Source organism: Vibrio mytili, from assembly GCF_000830505.1.
Taxonomy (GTDB): domain Bacteria; phylum Pseudomonadota; class Gammaproteobacteria; order Enterobacterales; family Vibrionaceae; genus Vibrio; species Vibrio mytili.
The window spans coordinates 1-17,271 of the sequence record NZ_JXOK01000008.1; the positions used below are offsets into that span (position 1 = coordinate 1).

Genomic DNA, 17,271 nt, shown 5'->3' on the forward strand with positions numbered 1-17,271 from the left:
GCATTATTTTTCCAGTTGTTCGATTAACTCCCCACAACTGTTAAAAAAGTATTCGCATGATGTGCTCACCATTTTGGTAGAGTACTCTGCTTTGGGCTGAGAATTTTTATCAAAGCTATGCTTGAAGTTTAAGGAATGGTAATACAACGAATCCATGTAGACTTCAGCTGGAGCATGTTGCTTTGACCTAATATTATGTCTTGCCGTATGTTCGATATCCATTAGTTGAGCAAAAGGAACACCCAAGCTATTTAGAGACACATGATTATTTGACTCAGAGATATGAAGAAGAGAGTCATTGTAATAAGAGTTTTGACCTTGAGTAATTACGGAGTAAGTTGGTAATCCAATACAATCCTGATAGATCTTTGAAATTTTTTCGGCAAGATAAATGAATACTTCTGGTTCATATGTGTAAGAAATGTCGTTATTAAATGCACCCACACTCCAATTACTTTTTAATAGCAAACTATCTGCAAAGGAAATAAACGATATCGAAGGATACTCAGAAGCAATTTGGTCAATTCTGTCCCGTAGTTCAGCCAACATTTCAGTTGAGAGCTTATCTTCTTCTAGATATTTTTTTACGCCAATCGCATCAATCATTGAAAAAACGGAGAACGATCGTGCATGAAGCTATCAAGCCACTCCCCTTTAACAAAAATCCTTGGTTTCTCATCACATGCTTGACAACCTACACAAGAAACAAATTGCTCTCGAGGTAAAATTATAGAAACCTCATGGAATCGGTCCGATATATTAACGTACCAAGAGAGTTCAATACTATTATCCAAAGCCTTACGAGCAGCTGCGTAGCTAACATAACCAACGTTCTCGTATGGATTATTTTTATAGTCTGTCAAGAAACGAGTCATCATACTCTCATAGTCACTCATGTACTTTTGGTCGACGAGATACAAATCTCGATCTAAAGGTACATTTTCGAACTCATATCTTTCAAAATCTTCATGCTCGAACATCACAACTCCTAATTAATAATGCTAACGCTTTCTATACGGCTTAGCGCCGCTTTTCAGCTACGCCTTGCGCCTTCTTTCGTTCTAACTCTGTTATAGATACTAGCACTTATGTATATGAAATAATGACAATTTAACATTAATCTGTGTATTGACAGTAAGAACTATGCCGCAAAAATCAGCTTAATTCGTGATAGCGCCCCAAACCAAAAGAACTGTATACTTAAACAGTATTATTGGTGATGCCCAATATTCCGCTCTTTCCTTACCGTTTCGCTGAAAAAAAACGGCCCTATTCCGGACCGTTTGTATTCTAGAGATTTGCTAACTAACCATCACAAGTTTGGGCCTGTTGACGGGCTATGAGGTTGGTTGTTCTTCAATTGTGTCATGCCTTGATACATGCGGATAAACCACACCAAGATAGCCAGTGCCGCGAACAACATCCCTATCCATGGGATAACGTAGGCGATGGAATCCAGCATTGTGCTCTTCACCCAATAGTCGCTCACCCCAACTAAAACCCCGTTGGATGTTGCAACCGTGACGATCAAAACCACAAAGAACGTCAGGTACAAGAAGAACGTACGGATTAGCCCATAGTAATGGGATATGACCACTTCGCTGTCTTCACCTTTATCCAAACGATAGCCAGCATAAACAATGGCGATAACGCCTGAGATCAAAAACGTAAACGGGGTAAAGCAACTTAGGATATACGCAACCCAAATCCCGTTATGATGTTTGTTCATTCGGTTTCGCTCCTTTGTTCTGGGGTGTTGATGTCCCCGCTTCGCCCATCGCTTCTTTTGACTTCACTTCTTCGTACCAAAGGTCGTGGTGTTCTTTCGCCCATGTTTCGTCGACTTCACCGGTCACCATACCTTCCAACGCACCTTCCATGCCGAATAGGCCAATGTAGATGTGGAAAATAAAGCCACAGATAAGAATCAGTGCCGAAATACCGTGAACGAGGTTGGAAAGCTCCATATCGCGTCGAGTTTGGTCAAAGATTGGGAAGTCTAAAATCAGGCCACTGGCCGCAGCAATTAAGCCAAAGAAAATTAAAAGCCAGTAGATCGCTTTTTCACCGCCGTTCGAGAACCCCGCGGATGGGTGTGTGCCTTTGTGCTTGCCCATCATGCCACCCATTTTCATGAACCAACGGACGTCAGTCATGTTAGGGATGGATTTACGCCACCATTTTAAAAGCACCAAGATCAATAAGACGAAGAACAACGGCCCCATGTAGTTGTGGTACTGTTTTGCCAGCATGACGATAAAGCCCCAAAACTCAGTGGGCACGTACGGCTTAAGAAAGTGCTTACCGTAGACCAACATGAGTCCGCTAAACGCCAGCGTTAAAAATGTAAACGCCATGCTCCAGTGCAACGCGCGATCTAAACGGGTCCAACGTAGTAGTTTTCTTCCGGTACGCGGTTTACTTAGCATTAAAGGGCCGACAAAGATGTACGCCATAACAACAATGGCGATACTACCAAAGATGGCAATGGCGCCTGCTGGTGACATCCATTTTTCTTTTAGGATGTACCACGTCCCACCTGGCGTACTAATTAACACGCCATGCTCTGCGCCCTGTGACGTCGTATAGCCTTCTTGCCCCTCTCTCACTTGACGCCAATAGTCAGCACCTGCAAGTTGTGTCATTTCTTGCTGTGCAACATCAGACGACGCCGCTTGTGCTGACGCTGGTATGGCAAAAGTGAGCAGCAATGTTGCCATGAGTGACAACATTGCCAGAGACGCACGTTTCAAAATGTTTAACATGAGTCTCTCCTTACCTAGCTTTTGGTTGCGTCGTAAGAAAGATCGTTTCCGTCTGTCCAGCCTGCGTTTTTCGCGCCACGTTCAACGACACGCTGGCGGAAAACATCAGACACTTTATTAGCGTCACCAGCTAACAGTGCTTTTGTTGAACACAACTCTGCACACATCGGCAGTTTGCCTTCTGCGATACGGTTTGCACCGTATTTTAGACGCTCTTCCTCAGAGCCAGCTTCGGTTTCTGGGCCGCCTGCACAGAAAGTACATTTGTCCATCTTACCGCGCTCACCAAATGCTTCTTGTTTTGGGAACTGCGGCGCGCCAAACGGACACGCAAACAGACAGTAACCACAACCGATACACAGGTCTTTATTGTGCAGTACAATGCCATCTTCGGTGTGCTCAAAACAGTCTGCCGGACAAACCGCCATACAAGGTGCATCGGTACAATGCATACACGCGACTGAAATCGAGTTTTCACCCGCTTCGCCATCATTCAATGTTACGACTCGGCGGCGCTGAATACCCCACTCAAGTGCGTCATCATTTTCGTTCTTACATGCTGTGACACAACCGTTACATTCGATACAGCGTTTGGTGTCACATAGGAATTTCATTCGTGCCATGGTTAGACTCCTTACGCTTTACGAATGTTACATAGGGTGACTTTGGTTTCCTGCATTAACGTAACAGGGTCATAACCATACGTGGTCGCCGTGTTCGCAGATTCACCGCTAATATAAGGCTGAGTACCTTCAGGGTATTTAGGACGAAGATCTTCACCTTCAAATTCGCCACCAAAGTGGAACGGAATAAAGGCTAAACCTGGTTTAACACGACGCGTTACCATCGCTTTCACTTTAATACGCCCTTTTTCTGCACCTTCGACCCAAACATCGTCACCATCTCTGAAACCGAGATCGTTCGCGTCTTTCGGGTTCACCTCTACAAACATCTCTTGCTGTAGTTCAGCCAGCCATGGGTTTGAACGTGTTTCGTCACCGCCGCCTTCGTATTCAACTAAGCGTCCAGAGGTCAGAACAATTGGGTACTCCCCTGATTTGTCTTGATCTTGGATAGATTTGTACAACGTTGGAACACGGAAGATCGCTTCTTTATCTTCCCAAGTTGGATAATCCGTGACAAGGTCACGTCTTGGTGTGTAAAGCGGTTCTCGGTGGAGCGGAACGCGGTCTGGGAATGTCCATACAATAGCGCGTGCTTTCGCGTTACCAAATGGGATACAACCGTGCTTGATCGCGACGCGCTGAATACCACCAGACAGATCGGTTTTCCAGTTTTTGCCTTCTGCTGCGGCTTTCTCTTCCGCGGTTAGGTCATCCCACCAACCAAGTTGTTTTAGTAGCTTGTCTGTAAATTCTGGATAGCCGTCTTTGATCTCACTGCCCTTGGAGTAACTGTCTTCTGCGAGCAGGTTTTTACCTTCAAACTCAACGCCAAAACGCGTACGGAAGTTACCGCCGCCTTCTGCAACCGTTTTCGACGTATCGTAAAGAATGTGCGTACCTGGGTGCCCCATTTCTGGCGTTCCCCAACATGGCCAAGGTAGACCGTAAGTTTCACCGTTGATTGGTCCGCCTTCGGCTTCAAGCGTGGTTTTGTGGAACGTATGCCAGTTTTGCTGGTGCGCTTTCAGACGTTCAGGACTTTGACCTGTGTAACCAATGGTCCACATGCCTTTGTTGAATTCACGGGTAAGGTCTTCAATCAGCGGCTGGTTGTTTTCGACACGAATGTTTTTAAACAGCACGTCGTCAAAGCCAAGCTTTTTCGACAATAGGTACATGATTTCGTGGTCAGGTTTTGACTCAAAGAGAGGGGCAACCACTTGGTCACGCCACTGTAAAGAGCGGTTTGAGGCGGTAACACTACCGTAAGTTTCAAACTGAGTAGTTGCAGGAAGCAGATAAACGCCATCGGTACGATCGTTCATGACCGCGGCAACCGTTGGGTATGGGTCAACGATAACCATCATGTCCAACTTCTGCATCGCTTTTTTCATTTCGACGCCACGAGTTTGCGAGTTTACCGCATGACCCCAATAGAACATCGCGCGGATATTTTCACGTTGTCGAATGTTATCTTTGTTTTCTAATACACCATCAATCCAACGAGATACCGGAATACCTGCACTGTGCATTGGTTTTTGGCCGCTGTATTCATTGTCATCGAAACGTGCTTTTACCCACTCGAAGTCGACGTTCCAGACTTTGGACCAATGACGCCATGCCCCTTCAGACAACCCATAGTAGCCTGGCAGTGTATCTGACAGCACCCCAAGGTCGGTTGCACCTTGTACGTTATCGTGACCACGGAAAATGTTTGCACCACCACCAGATTTACCGATGTTACCGAGTGCAAGTTCAAGCACACAGTATGCGCGTGTATTGTTGTTACCTGTGGTGTGCTGCGTGCCGCCCATACACCAGACGATGCAACCAGGACGATTTTCCGCAAGCAGTTTCGCTGTGTGGTAGACGTCTTTCTCTGCTACACCGGTAACACGCTCAACTTCGCTTGGTGTCCAATTGGCAACTTCCGCCCGAATTTCATCCATACCAAATACACGTTGACGGATAAACTCTTTATCTTCCCATTGGTTTTCGAAGATGTGCCATAACACACCCCAAATAAAGGCGACGTCAGAGCCGGGACGAAGCGACACGTAATGATCAGATTTTGCCGCCGTGCGAGTACGACGAGGATCGGCAACCACGATCTTACAGTTGTTCTTTTCTTTGGCGATTAAGATATGCTGCATGGCGACAGGGTGCGCCTCTGCAGGGTTAGAACCAATGAACAGCATCGACTTACAGTTGTGCATATCGTTAAAAGAGTTGGTCATCGCTCCGTAGCCCCACGTGTTTGCTACGCCAGCTACCGTTGTTGAGTGACAAATACGGGCTTGATGGTCAACGTTATTTGTCCCCCAAAGCGATGCCATTTTTCGGAATAAGTACGCTTGCTCATTGCTGTGTTTCGCACTTCCTAAGAAGTACACAGAATCAGGCCCCGACTCTTCGCGAATGTCTAAAACTTTGTTCCCAATTTCTTCTATCGCTTGTTCCCAAGACAATTTTTTCCATTTGCCGTTTTCAAGCTTCATTGGGTATTTAAGACGTCGTTCACCATGCCCGTGTTCACGCAAGGCCGCACCTTTCGCGCAATGTCCACCAGCATTAAATGGGTGATCGAATGCAGGCTCCTGCCCAGTCCAAACGCCATTTTGAACCTCAGCGTAGATACCACAACCGACAGAACAGTGAGAACAGATCGTGCGCTTGATTTCCGTTTTAGCATCTGGGTCAACGGTTTTAGCTTGCGCTTTTTTCATCATGCCCGGCGCGAATAAACTAGCCCCGACGACAGCACCACCAGCAGCAAATGAGGTGTTCTTAATAAAAGCACGGCGTGATACGCCTAGTTGATTGGTTTCTTTGCTCACACTATCGGAGCGTTTAACGAGTTTCATCGGTTATCTCCTATAGTGTGTCGTAGTAATCACGAATGTGTTGCGTTTCACGGTAGCCTTTGGTTTTTACTTCATTTTCTGAAGGCTCGACCTTTTCTGACGCAGCCGCAGCTTTGGTCGTTCCCGCGACAACTGCTCCAGCAACGGCAGCGCTCGTTATGCCTTTGAGGATATCCCTACGGCTTTTGTTAATCTCATTGTTATCTTTCATCATTGCTTCCTTACCTGTCGGTAGACTTTCGGAGGCTGATGCCTCTCTATCGATATGACTCATCTTGATCACTCGTAATCGGTGACGTTTTTCACATCAATTTTTAATTTTGCTTTACTGCTTTTGGTGTTCTCACTAAAGCGCACTTGTTCCAAGGTTAAAAACGCCTGACACAGCTGAGATACTGGCTTATAAAAGTTTGCACTCTCTGCGTTTTCAAGCTGACGCGTAAAGCGGTTAAACCATGGCGCGATGTGCTTGTTAAACACTACTTGTTGAAGTTCTTCATCTTCATTGGTGAGCATTGCCATGACTTCACATAAAGCTGAAATATGATCTTCCGGCTCTTTAACATTCTCTTCTCGCTCAATGCCAAGTAGCTCAAGATCATGGCGGATCTCAGCAAGAGGCTTTTCCATCATTGAACCGGTAAGATGCCAAGAGGCAAACGGCACCACTTCACCACGACCAATTCCTATGAAAAGGTCTTGATATTCGTCTTCGAGATCTTCACGGCTTGTACTGTTTGCAGCTTGTTGAAGTGAAAGCCAAGCTTGTTGCATCGCACTTTGAGAGGATTCAACTTCCAGTGATTTCAGAAACTCGATCACCTCTGCTGAAGGCGCACTACGAAAAAGTGCTGACAAAATTAGGTATATTTCAGTTCTCAGTGTTTGCTCTTGTTCTTGGTGGTTGTCCACAGCGAACTCCTAATACTTGAGTTGTTTCATTGGATCTTCAGCCATGGATTCAAACATATCCACGACCCGGCAATCTTCACACATGGCAATACGGTTAATTGCGGCCTCATCTGTGAAGTGAGAGTGTCCACGAAGTTTGTTTTGCAGCATGTCGATCATCGACTGCGGAGCAAATGGCTTGTGACAACGAAGACATTCAGCGGCCTTTTCTTCATGAATGACCACCGGTTTTTGACGTGCCTCTTTGTCCCAATTCATTCTTGGAACCAGTGTTAATACATTCTCTGGGCATGCTTTGTCGCATAATCCACACTGAACACAATCTTGCTCAACAAATTTAAGTGATGGCGATTGACCATCAGTATGTAGCGCACGAGTCGGACAAACCGCTACACAGCTCATACACAAGGTACAGCCGTTGCTATCACAAGACACACTGCCATACGGAGCATTAACAGGAAGGTTGACCACGGTTTCTGTTGAACGAGATTCCGCAAGTGCATCTAGCGCCGTAAACAGACGCTGACGTTTATTTCCTTCTAAGTCCCCTAGCGCTATACCAAATGAATCAGTACACAGCGTTGGCATGCCTTCACGAAGCGATTCAAGATAAAGAATATCAACCGTTTCTTTTGCTATATCCAGTTGTTGAAGGAGTTCTTGGGCTATCCCCACTTCACTGTTGAGTACACGAATAATGGTTTCTGGCATGAATCGCGAGGCGGCGAATAGTACCTGTGTCGCGCCATTCACTAGCGCAGCAAACCACGTATCAATCCCCACGGAAGGGAGCTCTTCAACAACGATGGGAATCACGTTATCTGGTAATGCTTTAAGGGCCATTACGTTATACGTTTCATGGCGTGAACTGCAGATAAGAACGACTGGGTCAGTTCCCCCGGCGCTGCGATAGTTTGCTAGCGTACGCTCAATGAATTTTTGCGTATCTTGAGGCTCAGGGAGTGCATAGTGAATGGCTTCGGTAGGACATGCGGTAGCACAGGTTCCCACGCCTTGACACAGATATGGGTTGATCTCGATTCGATGTCCTGTCTTGTCACTGCCTTCACTCGACAATGCACCGGCTGGACAAGCATCGACACAACGTTCACAGCCTTTCACACCTCGAGAGCTGTGCGCACATAAATCGGTATCTAAACGGAAGAATTTTGGCTTATCAAATGTCCCCATGAGCGTCGGAATTTCTTCCAGTGCTTCAGCTAGTTTGGGATAGCCGCGTCCTACCGGATAATAACCAGGCACCGGGACTTCCTCAGACATACAGCTGCTGAGACAAAGATCGAGAACGATATCAAAGCAATCGTGATTGATCGCTACTTTGGCCAAGTTATTGCTGGTGCCTTTGTTTTCTATGATAACTTCAAAGGTTCCGAGAAAACCCGAGATCTGGACAGAGTTCGCGTAGTAAAGCTCAGGATAGGTGCCCTTTTCACCATCAGTCGAAAGCAGAGTCAGGCTGTTCATTTGTGATAACTGTGTGACCGCACTTTCGATGATCGCTGTAGGGCCGACGATCAGTGTATGCCCCCCACTTTCATAACTGACTGTAGGTGGGATCAAATTAGTCAGTTCGACAGTATTTTCGAAGGCATAAAGCCTCGCTTTCCCGTTACTAGAAGTTGCTTGTTGTAATAGTTGCTTCAGCATTGCTCATTCCATTTATGTATATGGATTATGGTGTTTTCCATCTTTCAGTGTAGTTAGCCGCGGAGATTCTGCCGATTAACTGACAAGTGTTGTAACGCAGTTAACCCATGTTTCACACCAGGTACACGATTGTCATTTTCAATTAGACGAATATTAAGCAACTTATAGCAAGCGCTGTGCCAAATAAATATTTCCTATATTTCAATAATTTATAAAGAACCAACTCTTTTAGTAAGGACAAAAAAACCGAGTGAGACATTTTGTCCCGCTCGGTTCGTTTGGTGTTCAGTCAAAATGTACCTACTTTTTATGTGGTATATTTTGTCCTAATTCATTCGTTTGGTTTAAATCCTCCACATGAAGGTCTGACAGAGAAGCGGTATCTGAACCCGAAACCTCTTGATCTGCATGTTCTCTTGATGATGTATTCATCTCAGCATGGATGCCGTCATCTTCGGACGCATTGTGGGTGGTTTCGTGAGTGTCGACGTCATGAATGTCCGTTTTGTCGGCGTTCAATGATGGCGGAATTTCTTGGTTATTCTCTGCTACCCGTTCTTCTTGGTGAGCATGCGCTTGACCAGCGTCTTCTTCAAGCTCGGGGTCTGTTTCGTCTCTAACCCAATCTCTTAGCGTATCAGCAACCTCTTTTGATAACGACGTTAAGTTACTGTAGTCGTCATCGTAATCATCCAAACCATCGCGGACGTTAAACTCTTCCGAAAGAAACAATTTACGCAGTGCCGCTTTCTTTACGCTTTCTGACGCTTCTGAAACCAACAGCGCTGCAATGCTCGGTTCTTCTTCGTCACTGTTCTCCGGTTGCGATGTCGAGAGCGTCGTTTCGTTTGAAGATAAAGTTTCGTCTCCCGATAGAGCCACCTCCGCTGATGATAACGCAACGTTATACTCCGCATTGGAAGGCTCGTCAGTCGAACGCTCAGAGCTTAAGGTTGATGCCTCATCAGACTGCAAATCTTGAGTCTCATTTTGCTCAATAACGTTAGGCACAGCGGAAGGAGTAGCATCAACATTCTGCACATAGTTTGCGTCAGAACGCGTTGACTCTTCTAACTTTCGTTTTGACCAACGGCTTAAAAAGCTAGTTGCCATTCGCTCTACCTGCTCCGTTTCGCTTCTTACGTTTGACTTCTAGCAACTCACCATGACGACCTATAAACGCTTCCATCCATGCTTGTACCGCAAGTGGCATCGCATTCGACAATACGAGATTATCGCTATCCATGTAACGAGCGGCAACCGACTGAGAAGCAGTGATAAGTTGAATAGTCGGTTGTTCACCCGAGTCTAGGTTATCCATGACAAGAAAGAGTTTAGGTTGACGCGAGCTTAAGTTGAAGCGGTAGTCTGTGCGCTCATCTTTATACAGTTGCAACAAGCAAATACGTTTGTTCTCTTTTGATGGTGTTAAATCAAATCCAGTCAATTGCCATTGAGTTGTTACCCAGATGCTTGTGCTGATTTCATGTTCAACAAGCTCTATACCAAGAGGCCACGAATCTTCCGTCTTCTCGTAAATATGATCGATATTATTAGACATAACTCACCAGTTTTTTGTTTTGTAATACAGAGATAAGTATTGACTCCATCATGCAAGGCCTGATTACCTGTAACATTAAGCATTAAGCATTAACTAAAGCAATAACCGAGCCAGTCATATTGGATTCTATACTCTATTATGTTTAAGTTAAGTTGCTGAGTTAACAAACCTCAAACTGATAGTTGTGTCATTATTGCGATATTGACGTTATTGGTTGGTATTTTGTTCATCGTAGGTATTGATGCTGTTAAACGCTATGTTGGAATAAGATTTGCTTTTGAGTTCTGTTTAGTACTTATTTCTGTTGCTTATTGAATTTAGAAAAAACGTACCATCGAAAAACATTGAACTGGGACAACCCCTACCTCCCTCACCCATTAGGAAAAGACTGTGGTAAAACCAAATATAATTAAAACCAGTGACAATCCCCTGCAAACCATGGAAGTCGAGGTGTATGACGAGTATGGCGAAAAATTAGTAAAACAAGTTGCCTGCGAACGACCTCTCACGGTGATGTTAAACTGGAAAGAAGTCGTAACACTGATGACGCTGGGTTCGCGCCCTGAAGCATTGGTGTTGGGCTATTTGAAAAACCAAAGCTTCTTATCTGATCCAGAAGCGATAGAATCGGTCATCATTGATTGGGAAACCAGTACAGCTGCTGTCATCACTGCAGAAAACACCGAGCATTTGGAAGGGGCGTTAAAAAAGAAAACCGTTACCTCTGGCTGTGGTCAAGGCACGATGTACGGCAACGTTATGAAAAGTCTTGAGAACTATCAAGTTCCTCAAGTTCAGTTTAAACAGTCCGAGATTTATGCTGCTTTAGAAGCATTAACCCATTATAACGACACATACAAAAAAGCAGGCGCGGTACACGGATGCGCGGTTTGCCAGGGGAACCAAGTTGTTTCGTTCGTTGAGGATGTGGGCCGACACAACGCCGTTGATACCCTAGCCGGTGAGATGTGGCTCAACCAACAAAGTGGCGAAGATAAAATCTTTTATACCACGGGAAGACTGACATCTGAAATGGTCATCAAAGTCGCGCAAATGGGCATACCTGTGCTGCTTTCCCGTTCTGGCGTGACGCAAATGGGCCTCGATTTGGCGAAACAGTTTGGTATTACCACGATTGCACGGGCAAAAGGATTGCGCTTTCTCGTATTTACTGGCGCGGACAATATTGACTTTGATGTGAAAGGCGAACGTTAAATATTTATTAATTTATTGTAATTCTATTGATTGGTGTAAACTAATAGATAACCTCGGTGAATGTTTCTTCGGAACGATGGGTATCACTGTGGTTGACTGCTTAAATTCACAAAGGATGTGAACTATGGAAAATGACCAGTTGTGGAATTTTTTGCTAACGCCAAGTGGCATCATGCTCTCGATGGTAATTACATTCGGTGTCGTTGGGATCTATGCTTACTTAGTCGGTCAATTCAGAGAATAGATAGATGGACTATCAATTAAAAAAAAGACCTCAATATCGAGGTCTTTTCTGTTTCGTATCAAACGCGAGTTACTTGAGTATCAGTGCTTTACTATTCAACACCACGTGATTTAAGAAACTCAGAATACGTGCCTTTAAAGTCCGTGATTTGACCGTCACGAATTTCAAGAATACGTGTTGCCAACGAGTCAACGAATACACGGTCATGCGAGACGAAGAACAACGTGCCTTTGTACTGCTCTAGTGCCGTATTTAGTGACTCGATGGATTCCATATCCATGTGGTTAGTCGGTTCATCCATGAGCAGCATATTTGGTTTATGCATCATGATCTTACCTAGTAACATACGACCTTGTTCGCCACCAGATAGTACTTTGACTGACTTTTTAATATCGTCCTGACCAAATAGCATACGACCTAGGAAACTACGAACTACTTGCTCGTCGTCGCCTTCTTGGCGCCACTGTCCCATCCAGTCAGTTAAGTTCAGGTCTTCTGCGAAATCGTGGGCGTGATCTTGCGCATAGTAACCAATGTTTGAATTCTCAGACCACTTGTACGAACCCGTACGAGGTTCTAAAACACCCGCTAATGTGTTCAACAGTGTTGTTTTACCCACACCGTTTTCGCCGATGATCGCAACACGTTCACCCACTTCAAAAATGGCGTCAAAGTTTGCGAACAGATCGTTTTCAAAACCTTGGCTTAGGTTTTCAACAATAAGCGCATTACGGAATAGCTCTTTAGACTGTTCAAAGCGAATGAATGGGTTTTGACGGCTAGACGCTTTAACTTCATCCAACTTGATTTTGTCGATTTGCTTCGCACGAGATGTCGCTTGTTTTGCTTTCGATGCGTTTGCAGAGAAACGCGCAACGAACGTTTGCAGTTCAGCGATTTGTGCTTTCTTCTTCGCGTTGTCATTGAGTAGACGTTCACGAGCTTGAGAAGCCGCTGTCATGTACTCGTCGTAGTTGCCTGGGTAAACGCGTAGCTCACCGTAATCCAAGTCAGCCATGTGCGTACATACTGAGTTTAGGAAGTGACGGTCGTGCGAGATGATGATCATAGTGCAGTTACGCGCGTTTAGCGTGTCTTCCAACCAACGGATCGTGTCCATATCCAAGTTGTTGGTTGGTTCGTCAAGAAGCATGACATCTGGGTCTGCGAATAGAACCTGCGCTAGAAGCACACGAAGTTTCCAACCCGGTGCGACTTCACTCATTAGACCGAAATGCTGCTCCATTGGGATACCAACTGCAAGAAGAAGCTCACCCGCTTTCGCTTCGGCCATGTAACCGTCCATTTCCGCGAACTGAACTTCTAAGTCAGCCACTTTCATGCCGTCTTCTTCGCTCATTTCAGCAAGTGAATAGATGCGGTCACGGTCTTGCTTCACTTCCCACAGTTCTTTGTGGCCCATGATAACCGTATCAATAACCGTGAACTCTTCGTATGCGAACTGATCCTGGTTCAGCTTAGCAACGCGTTCATTCGGGTCATAACTCACGTTACCACTGGTTTGTTCTAATTCACCACTAAGGATTTTCATGAAGGTTGATTTACCACAACCATTTGCCCCAATTAAGCCGTAACGGTTACCTTCGCCGAACTTAACTGAGATGTTTTCGAAAAGCGGCTTAGCGCCGAATTGTTGAGTAATATTCGCTGTGGAGATCAAAACCTATACCTTAGCAATTTGAGTGTATTTATAAAAACTGCGCAACGGTACTGGTTACAGCCTTACACTGCAAGTGTTGTTTTGATGAATGAGCAACAAAACTTTCCCTATAGCATCTCACCATCAGCGTTTCATGTATAAGACTGACGCGTTGAATAACCAAATATTGACACGCTTTATACTCTCGAGCCTATAGCCTTGCCGTTCAACAGTGGTGTTTGACGCAGCTTAAGCTCACTTATTGCCCCAGACCCACTATACTAACTCTAACTTTCTAAGTTCTAAGAGAAAACTATGCATTTCATGGTTCGAATTTTCACGCTAATCGCACTTGTTGTTTCCTGCTCATCTCACGCTGAGTGGAAGTATGATTTTAAAGCAGAGCCCGCGGCCTCACTTGTGGTTCAATCCATCGCTCAGGAAGTCGATAAACTGCCAGATCCTTTGTTCATGACGGAGAATGACAAGCGCAAAGTAAACCAGTTGCTTAATGCGGTGATGAACGAGCAGCGTAAACAAACCCTGGTGTTTGAATCACACCTCAAGGCCTACCACAGCACTGGGAAAGACGATGAGTGGTTTGATACCCAATCAAGTTACCTTACGCTTAAGAGTTTGGGTCAGAGTAAAGAACGATTGTTACTCTTAACGGATTCCGCTACTCGCGACAAACTAACCGGGTTTGGGCCTTATGGTGTGACTCAGTTTAAGCAAGAGTGGCGACAAACAGAGTTAAACGTCCAGTACTCCATATATTTTCAGATCCGTTCTTTCCAATCGTTAGTTAACGAAATCCTCATCTCACCGGTTCCCGTCGTGTGGGCTGGTATAAAAGTGCTGTTTATCTACTTCGGGTTGATTTGGTGGCTGGCAAACAGTAAACGTATTATTAATCTGTTTCGCGAAACTCAGTTAGACGATGTCACCAGTCCGCCAATCTGGATTCGATTGATCTGGTACGTTAGCCGCGCACATCGGGCCATCGCTTGGCTTATCGCTATCACCTTATCACTGCGCGTGCTTTCTGAGATTCAGAGCTTGCAGCATTTAGCGATTTTGGAAATATTAACCTGGTGGGTACTGGGCGGATCAATTGTGATCAGCTTTTTGCTCGAATTTACCTACCGAAACAGCCGCAGCTCAACGCCAGAAGTCATCGCGCTACGCTTATCAACCATTCGTCGCTACGTTTGGAGTGCGATTGTCGCGGGGGTAATTCTGCAAATTTCTATACGTACACTCGGCAAAGGGACTATTTATTCGTGGATTTACACCACGTTGTTCTTCTGGTTTGTGTTAGTCACTATCTCAGTTCTCCGCTTGTGGCGGACAAAAGTCTTTGATGTTGCAGAGAGTCTTTCCGATCGCCCGGTTTGGGTAAACTGGGCAATTCGCCGTAAAGACACCATGCTGTTAAGTATTGTCGGTACTGCAATTTCAGCCGTTTGGCTTATGCTAACCAGTTTTCAACACCGGATTGTCGCGATGTTGTCTGGCTACACCATGTTTAGCCAGGCGTTGGCCTATCTGTTTCGAATCGAAGTTGCCAAGCAAACGGGCAACAATGTCGATGACGTCAACCTAGTACGTATACGGGGCGATCAGACCTTCGACTATATTTTACCGGGTAGTGAGGAGAGTAAATTGGTCGAGTATGCGACAGAAGAACTCAAAGTACTTTCCAACTACCTATTAACCGACAGTCCTGCGGTTTGTGTAATTTCTGGTGAGCGTGGTATCGGCACAACCACGTTCTTGCGTACGATATTAAGCAAAGTAAAGAATGCTCAGCCGATCTACATCAACTGCCCTTACTCAGGTTACAGCGACCTATTACAACAACTCGCGTTAGCGTTTGGTTTAGAACAAGATGCCACAGAGATTCAAGTTCTTGCGTACTTGCGTAAAAGCGACACGTCGTATTTCATTGCTGTCGATAACGCACAGCGCCTAGTAAAACCAATGGTTGGTGGCTTAAGTGGCTTGATTAAAATCACCAACTTACTTCGACGGTCCAAAAAAAATCACCGTGTGCTGTTAGCCATAGAGAAAGCCAGTTGGCGATTCGTCGACCGAGCACGCGGTGAGCGACTGTTGTTTGACTGGGTAGCCTTTATGCCTCGCTGGAGCGAGAAACAGCTTAGTGCCCTGTTTGATACTCGTATTAACCAGAGCATGCCACACCCTGTTACGTTCGATGGTCTCAAAGTACCGAAACAGTGGGATCAAGAAGACACCACCGAAGAAGAACGTGCCAAACTCGGCTTTTATCGCATACTTTGGCACTACTCAGATGGCAACCCTACCGTTGCGTTGCGCTTTTTCCGTCTTTCACTGCATCAACATAAAGAGACCCAACAAGTGGTTGTGCGCTTGTTTCATGCCCCGCAATCGCAAGAGCTTGAAAAAATGCCAAAACCTATGTTGGCGGTGTTGCGTTCGATTGTGCAACTGGAAGCGGCCTCACCTGAAGAACTGTCCGAGTGTACTCAACTGAGTATTGCAGAAGTGATTGGCACGCTGCGCTATTTCCAAAGCCGAGGATTCATTGAATGGCGTGAGGAAAAAGCACGTGTGTCCGATCACTGGTTCCGACATATAACCAATGTCCTAGACCGCCAACATCTATTGGTGAAATAACAGTTATTTTCGAAATAACTATGAATTGTAAAAAAAACAATGAATTGCGAAAAAACGATGAATTGCAACAGAACAATAACTTTCGAAAGAATGATGATGAGTGAAAGTAGAATGATTAAACCGTTTAGCCTATTGGCCTTTTCACTATTTTGTGGCTCTGCTGTATTTAGTGGTTCCACTTTAGCGTCGGAAGATATCGCTAATGTGGAAAACATTCAGCAAATTGCCAGCCTGATCCGCTGGAGTGGCGTGTTCTTCTCCATAATTGTGATTGCTTGTACTTGGTTATTGCTCAAGTTCATGAATTCTATGGTCGACAGTATCGGCAGCCAATTTGTCCAGTACCGAATGCTGTTGCAAAAGCTGCAATCCTTCTTACAGTTTTTCATCTATTTAACCGCTGGCTCTGTTGTATTTATGATGAGTTTTCGAATCAACGATCAAATTCTCGCTTTGATCGGTGGTACGTTAGCGGTATCGGTAGGTTTCGCGCTTAAGGATTTGGCGGCGTCGTTTATTGCTGGGATGACGGTTATGGTTGACCGACCGTTTCAAGTGGGTGACCGCGTCACGTTTGAAGGCAATTACGGTGATATTATTGCGATAGGTTTACGCTCTGTACGCATGAGAACGTTAACCGACGATATTATTACTATTCCGAACAACAAGTTCTTAAGTGAAGTTGTCGTCAGCGGAAACTACGGTGCATTGGATATGCAGGTTGTCATTCCCTTTTATGTCGGAATGAACGAAGACATTACGTTGGCCCGCGATTTGATTCAAGAAGCAGCGTCTTCAAGCCGCTATATCCACTTGCCGAAGCCTGTGACAGTGTTGGTTAAGCAAACCATTACCGACAACTATCTGGCAATTCAGTTAACGTGTAAAGCGTACGTGGTTGATACGTCTTACGAGAAGTTGTTTGAAACGGACATTACCCTTCGTGTCATGAAAGAGTTTAAGAAGAACGGCATTCACCCGCCCAAAATTGCGGTGCACACGGGGTAACTAGACAAAACACAAAAACAATCCTAAACCAAAGAACAAAGGTCAGCACAGTGGTGCTGACCTTTTTTGTTTAAACAATATATTAGG

15 protein-coding genes are annotated in these 17,271 nt (G+C 45.1%); 3 read left to right on the forward strand and 12 right to left on the reverse strand.

Annotated elements, in window-relative coordinates:
- Positions 1-3: 3 nt before the first annotated feature.
- The 11 genes from SU60_RS03465 to SU60_RS03515 form a co-directional block, all read right to left on the reverse strand.
- Positions 4-606: a hypothetical protein gene (locus SU60_RS03465; RefSeq protein WP_041154334.1), complete on the reverse strand. Its 603-nt coding sequence runs from the start codon at positions 604-606 to the stop codon at positions 4-6.
- On the reverse strand, positions 603-980 hold the full coding sequence (locus tag SU60_RS03470; protein WP_041154335.1) for a hypothetical protein: 378 nt from the start codon (positions 978-980) through the stop codon (positions 603-605). Before SU60_RS03470 ends, SU60_RS03465 begins: the two co-directional genes overlap by 4 nt.
- Positions 981-1,312: 332 nt before the next feature.
- Positions 1,313-1,729: a hypothetical protein gene (locus SU60_RS03475; protein ID WP_041154336.1), complete on the reverse strand. Its 417-nt coding sequence runs from the start codon at positions 1,727-1,729 to the stop codon at positions 1,313-1,315.
- A complete protein-coding gene (locus SU60_RS03480; protein ID WP_041154337.1) occupies positions 1,713-2,765 on the reverse strand; it encodes a formate dehydrogenase subunit gamma in 1,053 nt (350 codons plus the stop codon). The genes SU60_RS03475 and SU60_RS03480 overlap by 17 nt, the downstream gene beginning before the upstream one ends.
- Positions 2,766-2,779: 14 nt before the next feature.
- Positions 2,780-3,388 carry a formate dehydrogenase FDH3 subunit beta gene (fdh3B, locus tag SU60_RS03485; RefSeq protein ID WP_041154338.1) on the reverse strand — a complete coding sequence of 203 codons (609 nt, stop codon included), beginning with the start codon at positions 3,386-3,388 and terminating at the stop codon, positions 2,780-2,782.
- A gap of 11 nt (positions 3,389-3,399) precedes the next feature.
- A complete protein-coding gene (locus SU60_RS03490; RefSeq protein WP_041154339.1) occupies positions 3,400-6,255 on the reverse strand; it encodes a formate dehydrogenase subunit alpha in 2,856 nt (951 codons plus the stop codon).
- Positions 6,256-6,265: 10 nt separating this feature from the next.
- Positions 6,266-6,466: a transcriptional initiation protein Tat gene (locus tag SU60_RS03495; protein ID WP_041154340.1), complete on the reverse strand. Its 201-nt coding sequence runs from the start codon at positions 6,464-6,466 to the stop codon at positions 6,266-6,268.
- Between the two features lie 68 nt (positions 6,467-6,534).
- Positions 6,535-7,167 carry a TorD/DmsD family molecular chaperone gene (locus SU60_RS03500; RefSeq protein ID WP_041154341.1) on the reverse strand — a complete coding sequence of 211 codons (633 nt, stop codon included), beginning with the start codon at positions 7,165-7,167 and terminating at the stop codon, positions 6,535-6,537.
- Between the two features lie 9 nt (positions 7,168-7,176).
- A complete protein-coding gene (locus SU60_RS03505; protein ID WP_041154342.1) occupies positions 7,177-8,835 on the reverse strand; it encodes a 4Fe-4S dicluster domain-containing protein in 1,659 nt (552 codons plus the stop codon).
- Between the two features lie 300 nt (positions 8,836-9,135).
- Positions 9,136-9,948, reverse strand: a complete 813-nt coding sequence (locus SU60_RS03510) for a DUF3306 domain-containing protein (protein ID WP_041154343.1) — start codon at positions 9,946-9,948, stop codon at positions 9,136-9,138.
- Positions 9,938-10,396, reverse strand: a complete 459-nt coding sequence (locus SU60_RS03515; RefSeq protein WP_041154344.1) for a DUF3305 domain-containing protein — start codon at positions 10,394-10,396, stop codon at positions 9,938-9,940. Before SU60_RS03515 ends, SU60_RS03510 begins: the two co-directional genes overlap by 11 nt.
- A gap of 390 nt (positions 10,397-10,786) precedes the next feature.
- Here SU60_RS03515 and SU60_RS03520 point away from each other — a divergent pair, with 390 nt between their 5' ends.
- Positions 10,787-11,611, forward strand: a complete 825-nt coding sequence (locus tag SU60_RS03520; protein ID WP_041154345.1) for a formate dehydrogenase accessory sulfurtransferase FdhD — start codon at positions 10,787-10,789, stop codon at positions 11,609-11,611.
- 335 nt (positions 11,612-11,946) lie between these two features.
- Here SU60_RS03520 and SU60_RS03530 read toward each other — a convergent pair whose 3' ends face one another.
- A complete protein-coding gene (locus SU60_RS03530; RefSeq protein WP_041154347.1) occupies positions 11,947-13,536 on the reverse strand; it encodes an ABC-F family ATPase in 1,590 nt (529 codons plus the stop codon).
- Positions 13,537-13,830: 294 nt separating this feature from the next.
- Between SU60_RS03530 and SU60_RS03535 the strand changes: the two genes are divergently transcribed.
- Complete coding sequence (locus SU60_RS03535; RefSeq protein WP_041154348.1) at positions 13,831-16,176, forward strand: ATP-binding protein; 2,346 nt, start codon at positions 13,831-13,833, stop codon at positions 16,174-16,176.
- 111 nt (positions 16,177-16,287) lie between these two features.
- Positions 16,288-17,184, forward strand: coding sequence for a mechanosensitive ion channel family protein (locus tag SU60_RS03540; protein ID WP_041154437.1), 897 nt, complete (start codon positions 16,288-16,290; stop codon positions 17,182-17,184).
- Positions 17,185-17,271: the final 87 nt, after the last annotated feature.